This window comes from Thermosipho affectus (assembly GCF_001990485.1).
Lineage (GTDB): Bacteria > Thermotogota > Thermotogae > Thermotogales > Fervidobacteriaceae > Thermosipho > Thermosipho affectus.
Genome location: NZ_LBFC01000003.1, coordinates 26,184 through 47,938, shown reverse-complemented (window position 1 = coordinate 47,938; position 21,755 = coordinate 26,184). Strand labels below are relative to the sequence as shown.

Here is a 21,755-nt window from a genome sequence, read left to right as displayed (position 1 = left end):
ATGTTTGTAGATACCACACTAAGGGATGGTCATCAGTCTTTAATTGCAACTAGAATGAGAACAATTGATATGATTCCTGCATTGGAATCCATGGATTCTTTGGGATTTAATGCTATGGAAGTTTGGGGTGGCGCAACTTTTGATGTATGTGTAAGATTTTTAAAAGAGGATCCATGGGAGCGCATCAGAACAATTAAGTCTAAATTAAAAAACACAAAAACTCAGATGTTGCTTAGAGGGCAGAATTTAGTTGGGTATAGGCATTATGCCGATGATGTAGTTGAATTGTTTGTAAAAAAAGCGATTGAAAATGGTGTGGACAAAATAAGGATTTTCGATGCGTTGAATGATATAAGAAATCTTGAAAAAAGTATAGAGGTGGCTTTGACAAACGGGGCCCATGTGCAAGGAGCTATTTCCTACACGATAAGTCCTGTTCACACAACTGAATATTATATTTCCTTTGCACAGAAATTAGTTGAACGTGGTGTGCATTCTTTGTGTATAAAAGATATGGCGGGGTTGTTAACTCCAAAAAAAAGTTTTGAATTGGTAAAAACATTAAAAGAAAGATTTAATGTACCAGTTGAATTACACACACATTGTACATCTGGATTGGGAGATTTAAATTACATTTCAGCAGTTGAAGCTGGTGTTGATATTTTGGATACCGCTTTATCACCTTTTGCATCTGGAACCGCTCAACCACCATTTGAATCGATGTATTATGCAGTTAGAGAATATAGAAATATTCCTGAGATAAACTGGGAAAGTATAGCTTATCTTGTGGAATATTTTACAAAGATACGAGAAAAATACAAAGAATATGATGTAATGATGAAAAGTATAGACTATAGGATCTTAGTTTCACAAGTTCCAGGTGGAATGTATTCAAATTTGGTAAAACAACTTTCAGAACAAAAGATGTTACATAAGCTTCAAGATGTTTTAGACGAAATACCCAGAGTGAGGAAGGATTTAGGATATCCTCCACTTGTTACTCCAACTAGTCAAATTGTTGGAGTACAGGCAGTCCTAAATGTTTTATCTGGCGAAAGGTATAAAAAGGTTACAAATGAAGTGAAGAATTATGTGAAAGGAATGTATGGAAGACCTCCTGCCCCAATTGATAAAGAATTAATGGAAAAAATTTTAGGTGATGAAAAACCTATAGATTGTAGACCGGCAGATTTACTTGAACCTGAGTTAGAAAAATTGAAGAGAGAAATAGGGATATTAGCTGATACAGACGAATATTTGTTGATTTATGCAATTTTAGGTGAAGTTGGAAGAAAATATCTTAGGGAAAAATATGAGGAAAAAATACGCGTTGATTTTGCGTTGGTGGATGAATATGAAGGAGGTTATCCCATTTGATTATTGGATTAGGTACAGATATTGTTAATATTAAGCGTGTTTCAGAGAAGGTAGCAAATAGAGTTTTAACTGAAATAGAAAAGAAAGAAAAATTAAACGCCCAATATATAGCTGGGCGTTTTTCTCTAAAGGAATCTTTTTTTAAGGCCCTTGGGACAGGAATTGACGGTAATTCTTTTAAAGATATTTCAATCTTGAACAATAAACGTGGAAAACCTTATGTTATTTTTCACAAAGATTTTGGAGGATTTAATTTTTGTCACATATCATTATCGCATGATACATTTGCCTTTTCCACTGTTATTTTGGAACGTCAATTTGGGAAAGTTTTTTTAGGATTGGGAACAAATATAGGAGACAAGGAAAGGAATTTAATAGATGCTTTGACTTTACTGGAAAAAAGAAATTTAAAGATATTAAAAGTATCAAGCATTTATGTTACAAAGCCTTATGGATATACAGAGCAAGATGATTTTTACAATATTGTTGTGGAAATTGATACAGATTTATCGCCATTGAAGCTTTTGAATAAGTTATTGAAGATAGAAAATAATATGGGAAGAAAAAGGACGATAAAATGGGGCCCAAGGATCATAGATATTGATATCTTGTTTTACGGTAATTTGGTTGTTGATATGGAAAATTTGAAAGTTCCACATTATGATTTTGAAAAAAGAAGTTTTTTTGTGGTTCCTATGGCAGAGATATTGGAAAATTTCAAACATCCCGTAGCAAATATTTCGATGAAGTCTTTTGCGGATAGTTTTGAAAAAGATTGGGAGGTAATACATTGGAATTTGAAAAGTTACTAGATTTAGAAAGAAAGATAGATGAGTGTATTGAAAAAGAAGATTTTGAATTGTTAAATAAGTTACTTGATGAACGTGAAAAATTTATAAATTCTAAACTTCCAAAAGAAGTGTTAAAATTGATTTATGAAAAGGATCAAATACGAAAGAAAAAGATAAAAAAAATTATAGATAAATTAAAAGTTCAAGCCAAAGATTTAAAAGCTGGCGAAAAAGCCTTGAAAGGGTATGGTAATATCTTTGGCTTAGAAAATGAAGGTGGGAGGTTTAAAGGAAAAGGATGAAAGAAGAGATATTAAGAGCTGTTAGATTTATTGTGGAAAATGGATTAGTTAAAGGAACTTGGGGAAATGTTTCAATTAGGGATAAAGATTATGTTTATATAACGCCATCAGGTATACCGTATGATAAGTTGAAAGAAGAAATGATAAGTGTTGTTGATTTTAATGGGCGTTTGATTGATGGTTTGAAACCTTCCTCAGAACTTCCGACGCATTTGGAAATTTATAAGAATCGCAAAGATGTTAATGCAATAGTCCATACGCATCCTGTGTTTTCGACCACTGTTTCAGTAGTATCAAGTGAAATACCCCCATTGATAGAAGATGCAGTTATGATTTTAGGACCAGAAATTAAAGTTTCAGAATACGCTCTTCCTGGAAGTATTGAACTTGCAAAAAATGTTGTAGATGCTCTTTCTGATAACAATGCAGTTATATTAAAAAACCACGGGCTAATTACAGTAGGTTTTGATATTGATGAAGCATTGACTGCAAGCTTAGTTTGTGAAAAGACAGCTGAAATATATTTATATACTTTGAATATTGGAAATTTTTCGACAATTAGTTATGAAGACGCGGTTATACTGAGAAATAAGTATTTAAACGGTTATAGACAGATTAAAAAAGATATTGGATAATATTTGTGTAAGACAATACAAGGAGGTCAAAATATGTTCGATGAAGAAAAACTAAAAGAAATAGAGACAAAAATGAAAGATTATGAAGAAAAAGTAAAAAAGGCCGTTGAGAGGTTTCCAGAAAGAAAGAGTGAATTTAAATCTACTTCTGGATATGAATTTAGAAGGTTGTATACTCCGGTTGATATTGAGGGGTTTAATTACTTAGAAGATCTAGGATTTCCCGGTAGTTATCCTTTCACAAGAGGAGTTCAACCTACTATGTACAGGGCAAGGTTTTGGACTATGAGACAGTACGCGGGATTTGGAACAGCAGAAGAATCAAATGAGAGGTATAAATATTTGCTAGAACAAGGTCAGATGGGGTTGTCTGTTGCTTTTGACTTACCAACTCAAATAGGATATGATTCAGATGATCCAATGGCCGAAGGTGAGGTTGGAAAAGTAGGTGTTGCTATAGATTCACTGGAAGATATGGAAGTGCTTTTTGATGGGATACCACTTGATAAAGTTAGCACTTCAATGACTATAAATAGTACTGCTTCAATTCTTCTTGCGATGTATATTGCAGTTGCAGAAAAACAAGGAGTTCCAATGGAAAAATTATCTGGTACAATTCAAAATGATATATTAAAAGAATACATTGCAAGAGGAACATATATCTTCCCACCACAACCTTCTATGAGAATAATAACAGATATATTTGAATTCTGTTCCAAGAATATGCCAAAATGGAATCCGATAAGTATTAGTGGTTATCATATAAGAGAAGCTGGGTCCACAGCAGTACAAGAAGTAGCATTTACGCTTGCAGATGCTATTGCTTATGTGGAAACTGCAATTAAAGCAGGATTAGATCCAAATGTGTTTGGAAGAAGACTTTCTTTCTTCTTTGCAGCGCATAATAATTTCCTTGAGGAAATAGCAAAGTTTAGGGCTGCAAGAAGGCTTTGGGCAAAGATTATGAAGGAGAGATTTGGTGTTACAAATGAGAAAGCAATGATGTTGAGATTTCATACTCAAACAGGTGGATCAACATTAACTGCACAACAACCTTTAAATAACATAATAAGGGTAACTTTACAAGCGCTTGCTGCTGTGTTAGGTGGTACACAGTCGCTCCATACCAATAGTTATGATGAAGCATTAGGTTTACCAACTGAAGAATCAGTTAGAATTGCATTGAGGACACAGCAGATTATTGCGTATGAATCTGGCGTTGCAGATACCATAGATCCACTTGGTGGTTCTTATGTTATTGAATCTTTGACAAACAAAATAGAAGAAGAGGCAATGAAGTATATTGAAAAGATAGATGCAATGGGTGGAATGGTCAAGGCTATTGAAACGGGTTATGTACAAAAGGAAATACATGAAAGTGCGTACAAAATGCAGCTTTCTATAGAGAATGGGGAAGAAATAATAGTGGGGGTAAATAAATTCCAAATAGAAGAGGATTTATCACAAAAAGAGGTGTTAAAGGTAAAACCGGAACTTGAGGAAAAGCAAAAAGCAAAATTGAAGAAGTTAAAAGAAAAAAGAGATAACGAAAAAGTAAAAAAAGCGCTTTTAAATGTAAAAAAAGCGGCATCTTCTGATGAAAATTTGATGCCCTATATTATTGAAGCAGTAAAATCTTATGCAACTGTGGGGGAAATTAGTAATGCGTTAAGGGGAGTGTTTGGAGAATATACGGAGACAATAATAATATGATTTGGAGGTGTTTAAAATGAATGAAAAGGGAACATGGATGGTTAAAGAAGGATTTGCAGAGATGTTTAAAGGTGGAGTAATCATGGATGTTACAACTGCAGAACAAGCAAAAATTGCAGAAGAAGCTGGTGCAGTAGCGGTAATGGCTTTGGAGAGAGTGCCTGCTGATATAAGAAAAGCAGGTGGAGTTGCAAGGATGGCAAGTATTTCTAAAATTAAAGAAATTATGGAAGCAGTTTCAATTCCAGTTATGGCTAAAGTGAGAATTGGACATATTGCAGAAGCAAGAATTTTAGAGACTTTGGGAGTTGATTTTATAGATGAATCAGAAGTGCTTACACCAGCTGATGATAAATATCATATAAATAAATGGGATTTTAATGTGCCATTTGTTTGTGGAGCAAGAAACTTAGGAGAAGCTTTGAGAAGAATTGCGGAAGGTGCTGCAATGATTAGAACGAAAGGTGAAGCAGGTACGGGAAATGTTGTTGAAGCCGTAAAGCACATGAGAACAGTTATGGATGAGATTAGAATGGTTAAAAACATGCCAGACGAAGAACTTGTAACTTTTGCAAAAAATATAGGTGCACCAGTTAATTTGGTAGCAAAGATAAAAGAGCTTGGAAGGCTGCCCGTTGTTAATTTTGCAGCTGGGGGAGTTGCCACTCCTGCGGATGCAGCTTTGATGATGATGTTGGGAGCTGATGGGGTATTTGTTGGAAGTGGTATATTTAAATCTAAAGATCCGGCTAAAATGGCAAAGGCAATAGTTATGGCTGTAACGTATTGGAATGATCCAGAAATGTTGTTGAAAATTTCAGAAGATATAGGTCAACCAATGGAGGGGATTGAAATAGAGGAGCTTGATGTGAGACTCCAAGAGAGGGGATGGTAATTTGAAAATAGGAGTTTCTGGAATACAGGGAGATTTTAGAGAACACAAACAAATGCTTGAAAGACTTGGTGTGGAGGTTTTGATAGTCAGAAAACCCGAAGATTTGGATGAAGTTAATGGATTGGTTATACCAGGTGGGGAATCTACTACGATGATAAGAATAATGAAGATGGTAAATTTGTATGAAAAATTAAGAGAAAGAATTTCAAATGGTTTTCCAGTTTTTGGTACATGTGCAGGTATGATATTACTTTCGAAAGAAGTGGTAAATTTCAAACAGGATTCCCTAAAAGTCATAGATATAAAGGTTGAGAGAAATGCATATGGAAGACAGGTTGACAGTTTTGAAACGGAAGTTGAAATAAAAGGATTTGAAAAGGCATATAAGGCGGTGTTTATAAGAGCTCCAAAGGTTGTGGGTTATGGAAACGATGTGGAAGTTTTATCAACTTATGAAAATTCGCCAATTTTGTTAAGACAAAAGAATGTTCTTGTGGCATCTTTTCATCCTGAATTGACTGATGATACTAGAGTACACAAATATTTCTTAAATATGGTAAAATAAAAGTGCTTGGTTTTACCAAGCACGTTTTTTTATGTTATAATCTTTTTGTGTAAAAAAATACAAGGTGGGGTTTTATGTCTATTCCGCAAGAGTTGGTTTCGAAAATAAAGTTGCTAGCACCAGGTACAAAACTCAGAAAGGCATTAGATGATATAGTTTTGGCAAATTTTGGTGCTTTAATTGTATTTATTCCCGAGGAAAAATTTAAAGAAAATGAGGAAATTTTTCAGGCAGGGTTTAAGCTTGATATACCTTTTATGCCAGAAAAACTGTATGAACTTGCAAAGATGGATGGTGCAATTTTGGTAGATGATAATGTAACAAAAATACTTGCTGCAAATGTGCATCTTGTGCCAGATGCAAGTATACCAACTAGTGAAACTGGTACACGGCATAGAACTGCAGAGAGAGTGGCAAAGCAGATAGGAGAATTGGTGATTGCTGTATCAAAAAGAAGGAACATTATTAGTTTGTATTACAAAAATTACAGGTATATAATTAACGATATTAACTTTTTAATTACGAGAGTTAATCAAGCATTAAATACACTGGAAAAATACAGACAAAATTTTGATAAAATGATTCTGAATTTAGATATTCTTGAAATTGAAAACAGAGTCAATTTAATCGATGTGGTTGAAATTATAAACAAGGGCATTGAAATTTTGAAAATTAGAGAGGAAATAGATCCTTATGTAATAGAACTCGGAGTTGAGGGAAGGTTAGCATCAATGCAACTGGAAGAAATAATGGTTGATATTGAAGATATAATCAAAAACCTTATATTGGATTATTACAAAGAAGATATAGAAGATGAAGATGTAGTAGAACAAATAATAAGTACTTTAAAAAATTATAAAGAAAGAAGGCCAATATCTACGTCAAGGTTGCTGGGATATGATGACATTGCAAATATAAATCAATTAAGTGATTATCATGTACAATCAAGGGGATATAGGTTGTTGAGAAATGTGGCAAAGATCCCAATGAATATAACGCACAATGTGGTCAAGGCATTTGGAAATGTCTTTTCCTTGAGTAACGCTGATTTTTCTGCATTAAAAGAGGTTGAAGGTATAGGAGAAAAGCGTGCTACGGCAATAATAGATAGTATAAATTCTATGAGGAATAAAATTTCTAAGTAATCTTTTTTGAAAAATTTCAAATTTTTTTATTTAGCTTAAGGCTTTTTTCAAAATAGAGAAAAGCTATAATGTAGAGTATCCAATCAAAAAGATTTTTAGTATTTTTTAGGAAAAGATCTCCTTTATTTCTGCAAAAATTTTAGAAACGTTTCTTCATCTGAGTATATTATATATGATTTTTCTCTTTCGTTATATATATGAGGAAGGTCAATTTTTAAGTTGTCGTTTGTGTATGCAATTATTGCTTCATCTTTAAAGATAATCTTTGAAATCCCTTTTTTTGAAGCTAAAATTCTTATTTTGGCATATTTTAGAAGATTTAAAACACTTTGAGGAGGTGTTCCAAATCTATCTTTAAATTCATCGTATATTTCATTTATTTCATTTTCATTAGAAAAAGAAGAAATTCTTCTATAGAGTCTGAGCCTTTCAACAGGATCATTTACATAATTATCTGGAATAACAATTGAACCTTTCATTCCTAACAATTCTGTAGTTACTTTTGATTGTATTTTTCCTTCCATATTTGACAATACTTCATCTAATATTTCAAAATAATAATTTAAGCCTATTTCATTTATAAAGCCGTGTTGTTCAAGTCCCAAAATATTTCCAATTCCCCTTATTTCCATATCTTTTAAAGCTATTTGAAAACCACTTCCCGGTCCCATAATTTCTTTAATTGCCTTAAGCCTTTCTGTTGCAACCTTATTTATTTTTTCTGGATAAAAAAAGTATGCAAATGCCCTTTTTTTTGATCTTCCCACTCTGCCTCTTAGTTGATAAAGTTGTGAAAGGCCATATCTGTGAGCATCGTCAACTATTAATGTGTTTGCATTTGGTATATCAACTCCATTTTCAATAATAGATGTTGAAACAAGTACATCTAATTTCCCATTGTAAAATTCCTTTATAACTTTTTCCATTTTTCTTTTTGGTAATTGGCCGTGGATAATATCTATTTTTACTTCTGGAACTATCTTTTTAAGATTATTTGCTACTTCTTCAATGGAGTTTACCCTGTTGTGTACGTAGATTACTTGACCTCCTCTGTTTATTTCTCTTAAGATAGCATGTCTAGTAATTTTTTCATCAAATTTACTCACAAAAACTTGTATATTTTTTCTTCCAATAGGTGGAGTTTTTAAAATGGACATGTCTTTAAGACCACTTAATGCCATATGTAGAGTACGCGGAATTGGTGTAGCACTCATTGAAAGGATGTTCAAATTTATTCTTACTTTTTTAAATGCCTCTTTTTGATGGACACCAAATTTTTGTTCTTCATCTATTATTAAAAGTCCCAAATCGGAGAATTTTATCGAAGAGATAATTCCATGTGTTCCTATTACAATATCTGTGATTCCCTTTTTTATATTTTCTTTAACTTTTTCCTTTTGTTTTTGGGTAAGAGAGCTGTCGAATAGTTCTACCTTTATTCCAAATTTTTCAACCCTTTTTTTAAATGTTTCAAAGTGTTGTCTTGCAAGTACAGTCGTCGGAACTAAAACTGCTACTTGTTTTCCAGAAACAACAGTTTTAAAAGCAGCGCGCATGGCAACTTCTGTTTTTCCATAACCGGCGTCTCCAGCAATAAGTCTATCCATGTTTTTATCTAACATTAAGTCATTATTTACTTCTTCTATAGCCTTTAGCTGATCTTCTGTTTCAATGTGTGGAAAAGTTTTTGCAAACTCTTTTTCAAGTTCAGGATCTCCTGGAAGTGATAACCCTTTTGTTTTTTTTCTTAGTGCATTTAATCTCAGGAGTTCTTTTACTGTATTTTGAATTTCTTTTCTAACTTTTTTAACCTTTTTTTGCCAGTTATTTTTTTTCAGACTATCTAATTGTATGGTATCTTTTGCCCCAATATATTTTTGGATTAAATCTAATCTATCAGTTGGTACAAATAGTTTTGAATCTTTAAATTGAAGTATTAGAAATTCTCTTTCAAGACCTTTTTGTAATATTTTTGTAGTACCTTCAAATCTTGCTATACCGTATTCTTTATGTACGACTAGTTCTCCCATTTCGAACTCTTCTTCGCTTATAACTGGTATGGAATTAATTTCTTTTTCAAATTTTACAGGTTTTAATTCTATGTCGCTTTCTTTCGATAGAGTTATAATTTTTGTGTAATCTATTCCCGAAAATTTTATATACTTTTTTCTTAAGTCTTGATTTATTATAAGTTCCCTTATTTCTCTTTCCTTTTTTACGTATTCTTCAATACATCTTTTTTTATCTACTATTTTAAATTCTATATTGTAGTCTATAAATGTACCGTTGTATTTTTCGCCTAAGATAGTTTCATGTGTTACTTTTTCAATATATTCTTTGGCCGGTAGAATTAGAGCACATTCGATATTTTTAATACTTTTTTGGGTTGCAACGTCAAATATTCTTATTTCTTCTATTGTATTTTCAAATAATTCAATACGAGTTGGAATATTACTGGGACCAAAAAAATCTATTATATCTCCTCTTATTGAAAATTGTCCTCCTTCTGTTACGTTGTATGTTCTTTCATATCCTAAATTTGAAAATAACATTTCAGGTGAATTGAGTTTATCACCTGGTTTTAATTTAAAAATATATTTTTCGAAAACATTAGGCGGCATGACGTATCTTGTTAAGGAATAAAGTGTGGAAACGGCTTTTAATTTTCCTTCAAGTGCAAGATAAAGCGCGTATATTCTTTTGGAGCGTACATACCAAGAATTTTCTATTTCTTCAAATGGGAAGATATCATAAGATGGAATGTGAAAATACCCGTTTATATTACATTCTTTTTCTGTCGGAACGATAATTATTTCGTTCATTTTCTCCCTCAATTATTATTGGTTTTCTAAAATCAACTCCGTATTTTCTTTGAGTTTTTTTAGGATAAAACATTGTGTATATATTTGATGCCAAGATATCTTTTTCGAATTGCCAATTAAATAAACATTTGTTGATTTCGAATTTTTCACTAGATAGTGCCTTTTTTAAAATTTTGTCTTTTAATGAAGGATTTGAAATTATTGGAATTTTTGAGACATTTTTGATTTTGGAGAGTAATTTTTGTCCTTTTCTTGTAAAGCCTAGAATTCTGGCGTACTGCACACCTAACTTATTTGAAAAATCAATGTACTCTTTTTCAAAATTGAATATTGCGTGAAATATTGCCCTTCTAATTCTTGAATAAGTAAATCTTTTTGTTTTTACATTATCGAGAAATTCAGAAAGTGTTGTAGAATTTTTAATTGTATTAATGAATCGTTGATCTAATCCTTCATTAAAACTGTATGTTTTTTTTAGGTCTTCTCTTCTTTTTAATCTCAAAAATGTCAGTATGAATTGTTCCATGTCTTCTAAAAACACAGGACCTTTTCCTTTTAAGAAGGTATGTTTTAAAATCTCATATGAAGAATCCGGTACAAATTCTTTAAATTCCTTATCCATCTTTATTGCATTTCTAATAGCAGTTGCAGATGAATATTTATTTGTCAAGTTTAATTCATTATATCTTGCACCAATTCTTTTGATTACGTTGTATTTTATGTTACTATTTAGTTTTAGTATAGATTTTACATATTCAATTCCCAGTATATCATTTGAATTTTCTATTTTTTTGATAAAATTTACATCTTTTTTTAGAAATTCTTTTAAAGCAAATTTTCTGGCATTTGGAAATGACATGCCTTTTTTAAGTTCTTTTTTTAGTAATTTATCAAATTCCTTGGAATTAATCGAAAGTGTTTTTGCAACTTCTGTTATAAATTGTTTGTCAGCGCTTTCGCTCCCAAAAACAATATCAGTAACAGTTTTTAATTTATCAAGAAGACTAATAGCACCGTATGCAAAACCTCCGGCATCTTGTAGCGCATAAACAACAGGTAGTTCAAAAACTACATCAATACCATTTTTAAGTGCAATTTCTGCACGTGAAAATTTGTCGATTATTGCAGGCTCACCACGTTGACAAAAGTTACCGCTCATAACGGCAATGGTAAAATCTGGTTTTACTATTTCTTTTGCTTTGTTTAGATGATACAAATGACCATTATGAAATGGATTGTATTCAACAATGAGACCTAGAACTTTCATTTTTTACCTCTTTTTATATTATAACCAATTGTGGATGTTATTACTAAAACACAAAGGTTTACTATAAAAAGAAGCATGTCGATATACATTGCTTCAATTTTATTTCCAGTTGTTCCAAAAAATTCAATTCCAATCCACGTTGGTCCCAGTGATGCAAGTTTATAGAGTTGAAATATAAAAGAAGTAATACTTAGAATAATAGATACAAAAATCCATATATTAGCATATTCCCAATTGTCTTTTGAAATAGAATAAAATCCTAGGAAAATGCCGGTTATTGTGAAAGATACTGAAATTATCAGTAATGCAGATGATATATTCATATCGATTGCAAAAATATTTTCTATTATTGGAGAAAAAAGAAAAAGTGAAATGTATAAAGAAAATAATATAAAACCAAATGTTGCTAATATAGTTCCAAAAAGATATGTTATATATTTCAAGATTTCACCCCTAATTTATTTTATCACAAAAAGGGGCCTAAAGGCCCCTTTTGGTGGGTGCGGCAGGGATTGAACCTGCGACCTCTTCCGTGTGAAGGAAGCGCTCTCCCACTGAGCTACGCACCCATGCATTGAAATGATACCATAAATCTCTTTTTTTATCAAGAACTTTTTTGTATAATATGTTTGTATGATATGAGAATGGGAGGAGTTTTGTGAGAAAATTTGTTAATTTTTCTTTAATATTTGTAAGTGCAGTTATTATTTTTTTTATAGTTTCGCCTTATTTATTTAAATATATGCCATATTCACAGAAAACCTTGCAAAAAGATGTTGATTATTTAATAAGTCAGATGAAGATACACTATGTGGAAGATTTTCAAAATGACTATATAAAAATTTACAAAAGCATGAATCGTTATGATTTTTATGTTTTTCTTTTAAAACGTTTTTCAAGTCTTCCAGGTATATATTTTTTCTTGCCTATTTCTGCAAAAACAACAAATGTCTTGCCTTTTGAATTAAGATACGTAAATGGTAAATATATTATAATAAATAGTCAATGTGAATTGAAAAATGATGTTGAATTGTTAGCGGTTGATGGTGTAAAGATAGAAGAATACTTTTCAAGGTTTGGAAATGGGGAAAAGCAATTTTTTGCAAGATACGTTTTCCCGTATTTGGGGGATATACTTAGGAAAAAGAGGTTGAAGATTGATATACCAGGAGAAAATTTAGATATTAGTGTTATCGAACTAGAAAAATTTATCCCATTACCTGCAATTAAAGTAGTTTATGGTAAAGATATTGCGGAAATTTTTATATATTCATTTGATTTTTCAAAAGGTAATTTTCATAAATACATAGCTGATTTGGAACATATTGCAAATAGTTCTATTAAGAAAGTAATTTTTGATTTAAATTATGCATATGAAATAACAAATGATTTAAGCGGACTTTACACTATTTCTTCTTTTATTTTTGAAAATGAAATTTTTTTGTTTGACATTGCAATTTTCAAATATGGAAATAAAAGATATGAGTATAAGAATTTTGGTAAAATAACACCAAATAAGGTTAACTTTAAAAATAAGAAAGTATATTTTTTGGGAAGTGTTTCTGATCCAATTGGAAAAGTATTAGTCGATAGGACAGTTTTATATGCAAATTTTAAGATTGTTGAGTTACCATGGACAAAGATAAAAGTGTTTATTCCAACGGCAAAATATATGAAAGTTAAATAAAAGAAATATTTTTTTCATAAGTGTAAAAGAGTTGATTTCTTTGTAATTTTTGTGGTATAATAGTTACGAGCACTATTATACTCTAGAAGAGGGGGGATTTTTGTGAAAAAGATTTTGGTGTTTTTGATGGTAGTTTTAGCTGTTGCATTGTTTGCAGCTGATCCAAACGTTTTGGTGGATGCAACTATTGGTGAACCAGATACCCTTGATCCACATTTGGCATATGATACTTCAAGCGGTGAAGTTCTTTACCAAGTATACGAAAACCTTATCCAATACGATGGCTCAAGTTTGAACAAATTCTTACCAAGACTTTCAACTGAAGTTCCTACGGTTGACAACGGACTTATTAAAGATGGCGGAAAAACATATATTTTCCCAATTAGAAAAGGTGTCAAATTCCACAATGGAAATGATTTAACACCAGAAGATGTAGAATACAGTTTTGAAAGAGGATTACTTTACAATCCTGCAGGTGGGCCAGTTTGGATGCTCTGGTATTCGATTTTCGGTGTTTGGAGTGTTGAGGATCTAGTAAAGGAAGTTTCTGGAAAAGATTATGATGAGTTGTTCGATGAAAATGGGAATCCACTTCCAGAAGCTGAGGAAGTATTCAAAAAGGTATATGATGAAGTAGATAAAGCAATTGAAGTTGAAGGAGATAATGTTGTATTTCATCTTAAGAGACCATATGGTCCATTTTTGAACGTAATCGCACAATCTGCACACTGGGGAGCAATCCTTGATAAAGAATGGTGTATCGAACAAGGACTTTGGGATGGACAACCAACTACATGGTGGAAATGGCACAATCAAAGAAAAGAAGATTCACCACTTTATCAAACAGCGATGGGGACTGGACCATACAAGTTTGTTGAATGGGATAGGGCACAACAAAAAGTTATATTAGAAGCAAATGAAAATTATTGGAGAGAACCTGCAAAGATTAAGAAAGTTATAATTTGGGGTATTGATGAATACTCAACGAGAAAAGCAATGCTCGAAAAAGGTGACGCAGATATTGCATATATCCCAATACAATACCTTGATCAAGTTAGAGGTAATCCAGATATTGAAATTATTGAAGGGCTTCCAACACTTTCAATTACTGCATTGGGATTCAATTGGACAATTAGGGAAGATAGTAAATACATTGGTAGTGGAAAACTTGATGGAAATGGTATACCAGTTGATTTCTTTAACGATGTACATGCAAGAAAAGCAGTTGCACACGTTATAAATTATGATGCATTGATCGACGAAGTGTTGAAAGGCTTTGCAAAGAGAGTTCCAACTGCATTACCAGAGGGATTACTTGGATTTGATCCATCACTTCCGCTTTACGATTTCAACTTGTTTAAAGCAAGACAAGAATTAATGAAAGCATGGAATGGCGAAGCTTGGAAGAAAGGATTTAAGTTCTCTGTTGCATATAACCTTGGTAACGAAGCAAGACAAAGAACGGCAGAGATGGTTAAGATGTACCTTGAAATGTTGAATCCAAAGATTAAAATAGACGTTGTTGGATTGCAATGGCCAACATTCTTAGATGCAACGAAACGTGGTGAGCTCCCAATATTCATTCTTGGATGGCTTGCAGACTTCCCTGACCCAGATAACTTTATCTTTACATATTATGATTCTAAAGGTGATTATGGACCAAGACAAGGTAAAAAGTTCCGCGAATTTGTAAGTACTCCTCATCCAGATCTCGGAGGAAGAAGTTTGGATGAATTGATTGAGCAAGCAGCCGCAGAAACAGATGCAACAAAGAGAGCAGAACTGTATGCAAAAGTACAAAAGTTTGTAATAGATTACGCAATTAGTGTACCACTTTATCAACCTGTTGGAGTAAGGGTACAAAGAAAATGGCTTAAAGGTTGGTATCCAAACGCAATGAGACCAGGTGATGACTACTATTCATACTGGTTCGAAGGAAAAGAGTAATTATTAGTAATTATTGGATATAATTGAGCTTGCGGCCCTTTGGGCCGCTTTTTTTATGATATACTTATTTTGTGAGAGGAGGTAGAAAATGCCATATGATGGTTTTGTAATGAAGAGATTTGTAGATTATGCAAAAGAAAAGTTGTTAAATGCGCATATAAGAAATTTTTACTACAAAAATAATGTTGTGTATATTAGTTTTCACCGCTTTGATTTAAAAGTATCATTAAATCCAAATTTTTCATACATTACGTTTGAAAAAAGAAATCTTCCGCAAGATCCAAAAAGACACTATTTTGTAGAATATTTAAGAAGTAGATTAAGAGGGGGAATTGTTGTTGATGTTATTGATTTTCAATTTGAAAGGACACTCAAATTGGTTGTGTTTAAAATTGATGAAGTAGGTGAAAAACACGTATATGAGTTGTATATTGACATTATGGGGAAACATTCGAATATAATTTTGGTTGAAAATGGAGTAATTTTAGATTCGTATAAAAGAATAAAGAATAGGTATAGGACTATCTATCCTGGTGAGGAATTTATTGTTTATAAATCCGAAAAGATAACACCATATGAAGTAGAAGATGAAAGTGATGTAGAAATGCTGTATAAAAGAGTGCAGGGTTTTTCAAAAATAACGGTAAAAGAATTAATGTTTAGGATGCAGAACATGAGCTTTAACGAGGCACTGAAAAGTATTTTAAATGATTTTGAGAAAGGATATTTATTTTTATACTATGAAAATAACATGCCTGTTGAGATTTCCGCGTTTCCTTTACATCATTTACAAATTAGTAAAAAAAGGCATTGTGATAAAATAGAAGACGCTATTAATGTGTTTTTCGAATTTAAGGAACAAAAGAGTGTTTTGTTCCAAATGAAAAAAAATCTTGAAAATATAATTGTGAAAAGGATTATTAAAATTGAAAATGCACTTGAAAAAATAAACAAGGAATTGGAAAAGACAAAAAATTACGATGATTATAGAAAATATGGGGAACTTTTAAAGGCTTATTACTATGAAGTTCCAAAAGGTGTCGATAAAGTTGAATTAGTAGATTGGGAAACTCAAGAAACTGTTTTAGTTAGACTAGATAAGAATAAAAATGCCATTGAAAATGCAAATTTTTATTTTAAAAGGTATAACAAATTAAAAGTAAAAGTGAAAGGTCTAATGGAAAGAAAACAATATTTAGAAAAGGAATTAGATTATCTTTATCAGCTGTGGTATACATTAGACGAGGTAAATGAATTTAATGAACTTGAAGATATAAGAAATGAGATGGAAAATGTAGGGCTTGTAAGATCAAAGAAGAGAAAGAAGATGTATAAAGAATCTAAGCCTATAAAAATTGAGTATGATGGGTATGTAATATACATTGGAAAAAACAACAAGCAAAATGATATGTTGGTGAGAGATTCAAAAGATGAAGATATTTGGTTACATGTTAGCGGGATGCCAGGTGCACATGTAATAATAAAGTATGCGGGAAAGAAAATAAATCAAGATGTTATAGAATATGCAGCAAGTTTAGCCGCAGGTTATAGCAAGGGAAAAAATTCTGGGAAAGTGCCTGTGGATTATACCAAGGCAAAGAATGTTAGAAAAACAAAGGGGTTAAAACCTGGACTTGTTTTATATAGTAATTACAAAACACTATTTGTGGAACCTAGGAGGTTATAAGGTGTTTAGGGTAATTTCTGAATTTGTTCCTTCTGGGGATCAGCCTAAAGCTATAGAAAAATTAGTTAATGGATTAAAAAGTGGATACAAAGTTCAGACATTGTTGGGAATAACAGGTAGCGGTAAAACATTTACAATGGCAAAGGTTATTGAAAATATTCAAAAACCTACTTTAATTATTTCACCAAATAAAACTTTGGCTGCGCAGTTGTATTCTGAATTTAAAGGTTTTTTTCCAGAAAATAAGGTGGAATTTTTTGTAAGCTATTACGATTATTATCAACCCGAAGCTTATATTCCAACAAAAGATTTGTATATTGAAAAGAATGCGGATATTAATGAGATTATTTCCCGCATGAGAATGAGTGCTATAAAGTCTATACTCACAAGAAGAGATGTCATTGTAGTAGCAAGTGTGTCTGCTATATACAATTGTGGTGATCCAAGAGATTTTAGTGCATTAAATTTTAAGGTAGAAATAGGTCAAAATATTAAATTGGGAAAGTTTTTGACGCATCTTGCAAAGATTGGATACGAAAGAAAAGATGACGTAGAATCAAAAGGTGCTTTTAGACTAAAAGGGGATACTATAGAAATATTTCCAAGTTATCAAGATGATGGTATAAAAATAGAATTATTTGGAGATGAAGTGGATGGAATTTTTACTTTTGATCCATTGAATAGAACTATTATTGAAAAACTTGATAGGGTAATAATCTATCCTACAAAGGAATTTATAACAACAGAAGAAAAAATTTTGAATGCCGTTAATACTATTAAAGAAGAACTAGAACAACAAGTAAAATATTTTATGAAAAATGGAAAAATACTTGAGGCGGAAAGATTAAAACAGCGTACCATGAATGATATAGAATTGCTTACAACTTTGGGGTATTGTAATGGTATTGAAAATTATTCAAGACACTTTGATGGTAGAAAACCTGGCGAACCTCCGTACAGTCTTTTGGATTACTTTGGTAGTGACTATTTGATTTTTATAGATGAATCACATATAACAATTCCGCAGTTAAGGGCTATGTACAGAGGAGATTACTCTAGAAAGAAAAATTTGGTAGAATATGGTTTTAGATTACCCTGTGCATTTGATAATAGACCTTTAAAATTTGATGAATTTTGGGAAAAGATAGATCAAATAATCTTTGTTTCTGCAACACCAGGTGATTTTGAGATTAGAAATTCAAAGCAAGTGGTTGAACAGATTATACGACCTACAGGTTTGATAGATCCAGAGGTTGAGGTTAGACCAACGCAAAATCAAGTGGATGATTTAATTGGAGAAATTTTAAAGATAAGGGAGAAAAATGAACGAGCGCTCGTAACGGTTTTGACAAAGAAAACTGCAGAAAAATTATCAGAATATTTGATAGAATATGGAATAAAAGCTTTGTATTTGCACTCAGAATTAGATACTATTGAAAGGGTAGAAGTTTTGAAAAAACTTAGACGTGGTGATATAGAAGTAGTTGTAGGTGTAAATTTATTAAGAGAAGGTCTGGATTTACCAGAAGTTTCACTGGTTGCAATTCTTGATTCTGATACAGAAGGTTTCTTAAGAAGTGAAACTACTCTTATTCAAATAATAGGACGTGTTGCAAGAAACCAAAATGGTAAAGTAATAATGTATGCAGATAGAGTTACTTCTGCAATGAGGAAAGCAATTGAAGAAACAAATAGAAGAAGAAAAATACAATTGGAATATAATAAAAAGTATAATATAAAGCCACAGAGTATTGTAAAACCACTGAATGAAGAGATATTTAAACAATTTATGGATGAAGAAGACAATAAAAAAGGATTGGATGTGTTTATGCTAAAAGAAACATTGTCGGCGGAAGAATACATGGCAATATTAGAAGAGGAAATGTACAAAGCTGCATCTGAATTAAGATATGAAGATGCAGCACGTATTAGAGATGAACTATTTAAGGTGAGGGAAAAGTTAAAGAATTTAAAGAACTAGTCGATAAACCAAACGAGGTGATAGCACATGAAAAAGATAGGGGATATTATATTAAAAGCAAACGAGGAATTAAAAGAGAAAGCACTATTTCCGCTTTTTTCTATTTTTGTTGTAGATATTGTTGGAACAATTGAGAAAATTAAATTTTTAGAAAAGCTTAGCAAGAGTATATTTAATATATTGCATTCTATTTTAGGTGTTGAAATCTTTGAGAATGGGGAAAGCGCTTATAAATTTGGAAAAGTTGAGGGAAATTCTAGTGAATATATATTTGATAATTTAAAGATAGTAGTTTACTACAATACTATTAGTCGGTTTGAAGAAAATTTATTGAAGTACATTTTAGCTATAGCTGAAATCCATTATGAAAATGTAAAAAAATTTGAAACGATGAAAGAGAATGCTTTTTATGACGAACTTACAGGTGCTTTGAGCAGAAAGGCAGGTATGGAATTACTATTTAAAAAATATCACGAGTTAAAAAGGGAAAATAAAATAGGAACAATAGTTTTTGTAGATTTAGATGGATTAAAGAAAATAAACGATACTTATGGACATCTTGAGGGAGATAAAGTTTTAAGGGAGTTTGTTTCAACAGTTAAGAAGTTTATTAGAAAAGGAGATTTTATAGTTAGATGGGGTGGAGATGAATTTGTCATCTTTTTGAATGGAGAATATGGAGAAAAGGTTGTGAAAAGGATTGAAAAAAATACCAAAACGAGATTTTCATGGGGATCTGTAAATATACCAGGGAGTTTTGATGATGTAATTGGGGCAATAAATAAATCTGATAAAGAAATGTATAGACAAAAAATAATAAAGAAACTAAACTAAAACACTCCCTAACAAGGGAGTGTTTTAGTTAAAATTGCAAATATTTTCTCTAATTTTTCGTTTAATAGTTCTAAAGAGTAATCATTTCTGATTATAATTCCTTCATCTAAGATGTCACTTTGATTTTCCAAAATTTTATCTACCATACTTTTATTAAGCCCCCTGTTTGCCAATCGTTTATGAATAACATCTTTTGAACAAGTTACCGTTATTGTGAGATCACATGTAATTTTCAACCTTCTTTTTATTGCTGCTTCTATTACGTATAAACCGTTATTTTGAGTTAAATTTTCCAATTTTTTTAGCATTGGTGGATGTAAGATTTGTTCTAATTTTTTTAACATATCTTTTTGTGTAAATACAATTTTGGATATTTCTTTTCTATTGTCTGTTCCAAAAAGTGCCTTTATTTCTTTGGATTTTGAGTAAAATACTTCTTTTCCTATTTCATCCATATTTATGTATTTAAAACCTTTTTCTTTGAAAAAATTTGAAACAGTTGATTTCCCTGTACCTATCTTTCCAGTAACGCAGATGGTGTATTTCAATACACTTTCACTCCTAATTTTTCAGAAAATTTTTCAAGCTCTTCTGTGGTTAAGATCCTAAGACTTTTTTCAACTTCATATTTTTTGGGAAATTGCTTTAATTTTTCCGCTATATTTGTCTCATCGTTTATAATTAAAGTTATGTATTCTTCTGATTCATAAATTTCAACGGGATTAAATTCTTTTATTAGTATTTTAATAATTTTCATTATAACTCTATCCTTTCACTGCTTGGATTTATTTTGTATTCTTCAAAACCTGGCCTTCCCATTAATGCGTATGTTATTTTTTTACCTAGTTCTACTCCAGGTTGATCGTATGGATTAACGTTAAAAAGACTTCCAGCAATTACTGTAGCAAGTTCGTACGTCATGAAAAATTCACCAACATGTAATTCATCGATTTGTGGGAATGTTATCTTTAAAGATGGTTTACCATGTTCAAGTATTGCATTTTCAGTTCCAAGAAGTTCATTATTCAAAAGAGTTGATAATTTGCTTCCTTGTAAATAAGAGAGGGCTTCTTCATCATGAACATGCGGAATTTTAATGTCTCTTTTGAATTTTTCAACTTTTAAGAACGTAATTATTTTATCATCCGGTCCTTCATTGTATAGTTGCACTTGAGAGTGTTGATCAACGGCTCCAAGGGCTTTAACAGGTGTTTGACCAACTTTTACTTTGTTGCCATCTTTATCAAATTTTTTTCCCAAACTTTCTGCCCAAAGTTGCCTATACCAATCTGCTAAATAATATAATTTGTTGGAATAAGCCATCATAACTGAGATATTTCTACCTTTGTTGTAGTATAAATAGTGTGTAAGTGCTATTAAAGCTGCCGGGTTTTCAAACAGTGGATTTAATAGTTTTTTATAAGCGTTTTTAGCTCCATCATACAATGCTTCAATGTCTATGCCTGCGGCGTATGCAGATAACAATCCCACAGGTGTAAGAACACTAAACCTTCCCCCGACGTTTTGAGGAATCTCCAAAGTCCTTATACTTTCTTTGTTTGCGATACTTCTTAATACTCCTTTTTCTGGATCTGTGGTAAATATTAAATGTTTTTTTGGATCTAATCCATACGTTTCAATAATACCACGTGCTATAAGATAATTTGACATTGCTTCTGCAGTGCTACCAGATTTTGATATTACATTAAATAATGTTTTGTTTACATCAATTGTGTCAAGTATTGAAGCAACGTAATCTGGATCTACATTATCTATCACAAAAATTTTCAATTTTCCTTTTCTTTCTTCTTTTGACAGAAAATTCCAATTAAATGGCTTTAATGTGTTTTGTAAGGCAATGTTACCAAGAGCTGAACCACCAATTCCTAAAACAACTAAATTATCAAATTCAAAAATAAAATCTTTTAAATCTAAGACTGAATCAATCCATTTTCTAGAAAATACAATTTCAGCAAATCCAGGTTTATTTTTATCAATTTCATTAGCGATTTTATTGATTTTTTCTTCGTAATTTTTAACATCTTCAATTGTTATGTTGTCAAAAACTCTTTCACTAAATAGATTAGTGAAATCAAACTTTAGCATG

Annotated in this window: 19 protein-coding genes and 1 tRNA gene; 13 read left to right on the top strand and 7 right to left on the bottom strand. The window is 31.6% G+C overall.

What is annotated here, in order from left to right; all coding sequences use genetic code 11:
* The 8 genes from XJ44_RS00855 to disA all read left to right on the top strand — a co-directional run bounded on the left by XJ44_RS00855 (position 1) and on the right by disA (position 7,423).
* On the top strand, positions 1-1,377 hold the full coding sequence (locus tag XJ44_RS00855; RefSeq protein ID WP_075665198.1) for a pyruvate carboxylase subunit B: 1,377 nt from the start codon (positions 1-3) through the stop codon (positions 1,375-1,377).
* Positions 1,374-2,189 (top strand): 2-amino-4-hydroxy-6-hydroxymethyldihydropteridine diphosphokinase, encoded by an 816-nt coding sequence (gene folK / locus XJ44_RS00850; protein ID WP_077197760.1) that lies wholly within the window; start codon positions 1,374-1,376, stop codon positions 2,187-2,189. The genes XJ44_RS00855 and folK overlap by 4 nt, the downstream gene beginning before the upstream one ends.
* Positions 2,168-2,470, top strand: a complete 303-nt coding sequence (locus XJ44_RS00845) for an RNA-binding protein (RefSeq protein ID WP_077197759.1) — start codon at positions 2,168-2,170, stop codon at positions 2,468-2,470. The genes folK and XJ44_RS00845 overlap by 22 nt, the downstream gene beginning before the upstream one ends.
* Positions 2,467-3,105: a class II aldolase/adducin family protein gene (locus XJ44_RS00840; RefSeq protein ID WP_075665195.1), complete on the top strand. Its 639-nt coding sequence runs from the start codon at positions 2,467-2,469 to the stop codon at positions 3,103-3,105. Before XJ44_RS00845 ends, XJ44_RS00840 begins: the two co-directional genes overlap by 4 nt.
* A 33-nt stretch (positions 3,106-3,138) precedes the next feature.
* On the top strand, positions 3,139-4,818 hold the full coding sequence (locus tag XJ44_RS00835) for an acyl-CoA mutase large subunit family protein (protein ID WP_077197758.1): 1,680 nt from the start codon (positions 3,139-3,141) through the stop codon (positions 4,816-4,818).
* A gap of 16 nt (positions 4,819-4,834) precedes the next feature.
* Positions 4,835-5,713, top strand: a complete 879-nt coding sequence (gene pdxS, locus XJ44_RS00830) for a pyridoxal 5'-phosphate synthase lyase subunit PdxS (RefSeq protein WP_077197757.1) — start codon at positions 4,835-4,837, stop codon at positions 5,711-5,713.
* A 1-nt stretch (position 5,714) separates the two neighbouring features.
* Positions 5,715-6,278, top strand: a complete 564-nt coding sequence (pdxT, locus tag XJ44_RS00825) for a pyridoxal 5'-phosphate synthase glutaminase subunit PdxT (protein WP_077197756.1) — start codon at positions 5,715-5,717, stop codon at positions 6,276-6,278.
* Between the two features lie 74 nt (positions 6,279-6,352).
* Complete coding sequence (gene disA / locus XJ44_RS00820; RefSeq protein ID WP_075665191.1) at positions 6,353-7,423, top strand: DNA integrity scanning diadenylate cyclase DisA; 1,071 nt, start codon at positions 6,353-6,355, stop codon at positions 7,421-7,423.
* Between the two features lie 122 nt (positions 7,424-7,545).
* Here the strand turns inward: disA and XJ44_RS00815 are convergent, their stop codons facing one another.
* The 4 genes from XJ44_RS00815 to XJ44_RS00800 all read right to left on the bottom strand — a co-directional run bounded on the left by XJ44_RS00815 (position 7,546) and on the right by XJ44_RS00800 (position 12,081).
* Positions 7,546-10,245, bottom strand: a complete 2,700-nt coding sequence (locus XJ44_RS00815) for a DEAD/DEAH box helicase (RefSeq protein WP_077197755.1) — start codon at positions 10,243-10,245, stop codon at positions 7,546-7,548.
* A complete protein-coding gene (locus XJ44_RS00810) occupies positions 10,205-11,512 on the bottom strand; it encodes a nucleotidyltransferase (protein WP_077197754.1) in 1,308 nt (435 codons plus the stop codon). Before XJ44_RS00810 ends, XJ44_RS00815 begins: the two co-directional genes overlap by 41 nt.
* Positions 11,509-11,955, bottom strand: coding sequence for a hypothetical protein (locus tag XJ44_RS00805; protein ID WP_232218200.1), 447 nt, complete (start codon positions 11,953-11,955; stop codon positions 11,509-11,511). The genes XJ44_RS00810 and XJ44_RS00805 overlap by 4 nt, the downstream gene beginning before the upstream one ends.
* Before the next feature lie 51 nt (positions 11,956-12,006).
* Positions 12,007-12,081: transfer RNA gene (locus tag XJ44_RS00800), tRNA-Val, on the bottom strand.
* Between the two features lie 89 nt (positions 12,082-12,170).
* Here XJ44_RS00800 and XJ44_RS00795 point away from each other — a divergent pair.
* The 5 genes from XJ44_RS00795 (at position 12,171) to XJ44_RS00775 (ending at position 19,648) form a co-directional block, all read left to right on the top strand.
* On the top strand, positions 12,171-13,199 hold the full coding sequence (locus XJ44_RS00795) for a hypothetical protein (protein ID WP_077197753.1): 1,029 nt from the start codon (positions 12,171-12,173) through the stop codon (positions 13,197-13,199).
* A 102-nt stretch (positions 13,200-13,301) separates the two neighbouring features.
* Positions 13,302-15,146 (top strand): ABC transporter substrate-binding protein, encoded by a 1,845-nt coding sequence (locus XJ44_RS00790; protein ID WP_077197752.1) that lies wholly within the window; start codon positions 13,302-13,304, stop codon positions 15,144-15,146.
* Positions 15,147-15,234: 88 nt separating this feature from the next.
* Complete coding sequence (locus XJ44_RS00785; RefSeq protein ID WP_077197751.1) at positions 15,235-16,833, top strand: Rqc2 family fibronectin-binding protein; 1,599 nt, start codon at positions 15,235-15,237, stop codon at positions 16,831-16,833.
* 1 nt (position 16,834) lies between these two features.
* A complete protein-coding gene (uvrB, locus tag XJ44_RS00780; RefSeq protein WP_077197750.1) occupies positions 16,835-18,814 on the top strand; it encodes an excinuclease ABC subunit UvrB in 1,980 nt (659 codons plus the stop codon).
* Positions 18,815-18,841: 27 nt separating this feature from the next.
* Complete coding sequence (locus XJ44_RS00775; RefSeq protein WP_077197749.1) at positions 18,842-19,648, top strand: GGDEF domain-containing protein; 807 nt, start codon at positions 18,842-18,844, stop codon at positions 19,646-19,648.
* An 8-nt stretch (positions 19,649-19,656) separates the two neighbouring features.
* Here XJ44_RS00775 and coaE read toward each other — a convergent pair whose 3' ends face one another.
* From coaE to XJ44_RS00760, 3 genes are read right to left on the bottom strand one after another with little or no spacing between them, the layout of a single operon-like run.
* On the bottom strand, positions 19,657-20,196 hold the full coding sequence (gene coaE / locus XJ44_RS00770; protein ID WP_077197748.1) for a dephospho-CoA kinase: 540 nt from the start codon (positions 20,194-20,196) through the stop codon (positions 19,657-19,659).
* On the bottom strand, positions 20,193-20,405 hold the full coding sequence (locus XJ44_RS00765) for a hypothetical protein (RefSeq protein ID WP_077197747.1): 213 nt from the start codon (positions 20,403-20,405) through the stop codon (positions 20,193-20,195). The genes coaE and XJ44_RS00765 overlap by 4 nt, the downstream gene beginning before the upstream one ends.
* A complete protein-coding gene (locus XJ44_RS00760; protein WP_075665180.1) occupies positions 20,405-21,754 on the bottom strand; it encodes a glucose-6-phosphate isomerase in 1,350 nt (449 codons plus the stop codon). Before XJ44_RS00760 ends, XJ44_RS00765 begins: the two co-directional genes overlap by 1 nt.
* Between the last annotated feature and the right edge of the window lies 1 nt (position 21,755).

Bases quoted from the DNA above. Each gene is read 5' to 3' on its own strand.
- XJ44_RS00760 (WP_075665180.1), bottom strand. From the start codon at position 21,754: ATGCTAAAGTTTGATTTCACTAATCTATTTAGTGAAAGAGTTTTTGAC.
- XJ44_RS00775 (WP_077197749.1), top strand. From the start codon at position 18,842: ATGAAAAAGATAGGGGATATTATATTAAAAGCAAACGAGGAATTAAAA.
- XJ44_RS00785 (WP_077197751.1), top strand. From the start codon at position 15,235: ATGCCATATGATGGTTTTGTAATGAAGAGATTTGTAGATTATGCAAAA.
- pdxS (WP_077197757.1), top strand. From the start codon at position 4,835: ATGAATGAAAAGGGAACATGGATGGTTAAAGAAGGATTTGCAGAGATG.
- XJ44_RS00765 (WP_077197747.1), bottom strand. From the start codon at position 20,405: ATGAAAATTATTAAAATACTAATAAAAGAATTTAATCCCGTTGAAATT.
- XJ44_RS00855 (WP_075665198.1), top strand. From the start codon at position 1: ATGTTTGTAGATACCACACTAAGGGATGGTCATCAGTCTTTAATTGCA.
- XJ44_RS00815 (WP_077197755.1), bottom strand. From the start codon at position 10,245: ATGAACGAAATAATTATCGTTCCGACAGAAAAAGAATGTAATATAAAC.
- disA (WP_075665191.1), top strand. From the start codon at position 6,353: ATGTCTATTCCGCAAGAGTTGGTTTCGAAAATAAAGTTGCTAGCACCA.
- XJ44_RS00810 (WP_077197754.1), bottom strand. From the start codon at position 11,512: ATGAAAGTTCTAGGTCTCATTGTTGAATACAATCCATTTCATAATGGT.
- XJ44_RS00840 (WP_075665195.1), top strand. From the start codon at position 2,467: ATGAAAGAAGAGATATTAAGAGCTGTTAGATTTATTGTGGAAAATGGA.
- XJ44_RS00835 (WP_077197758.1), top strand. From the start codon at position 3,139: ATGTTCGATGAAGAAAAACTAAAAGAAATAGAGACAAAAATGAAAGAT.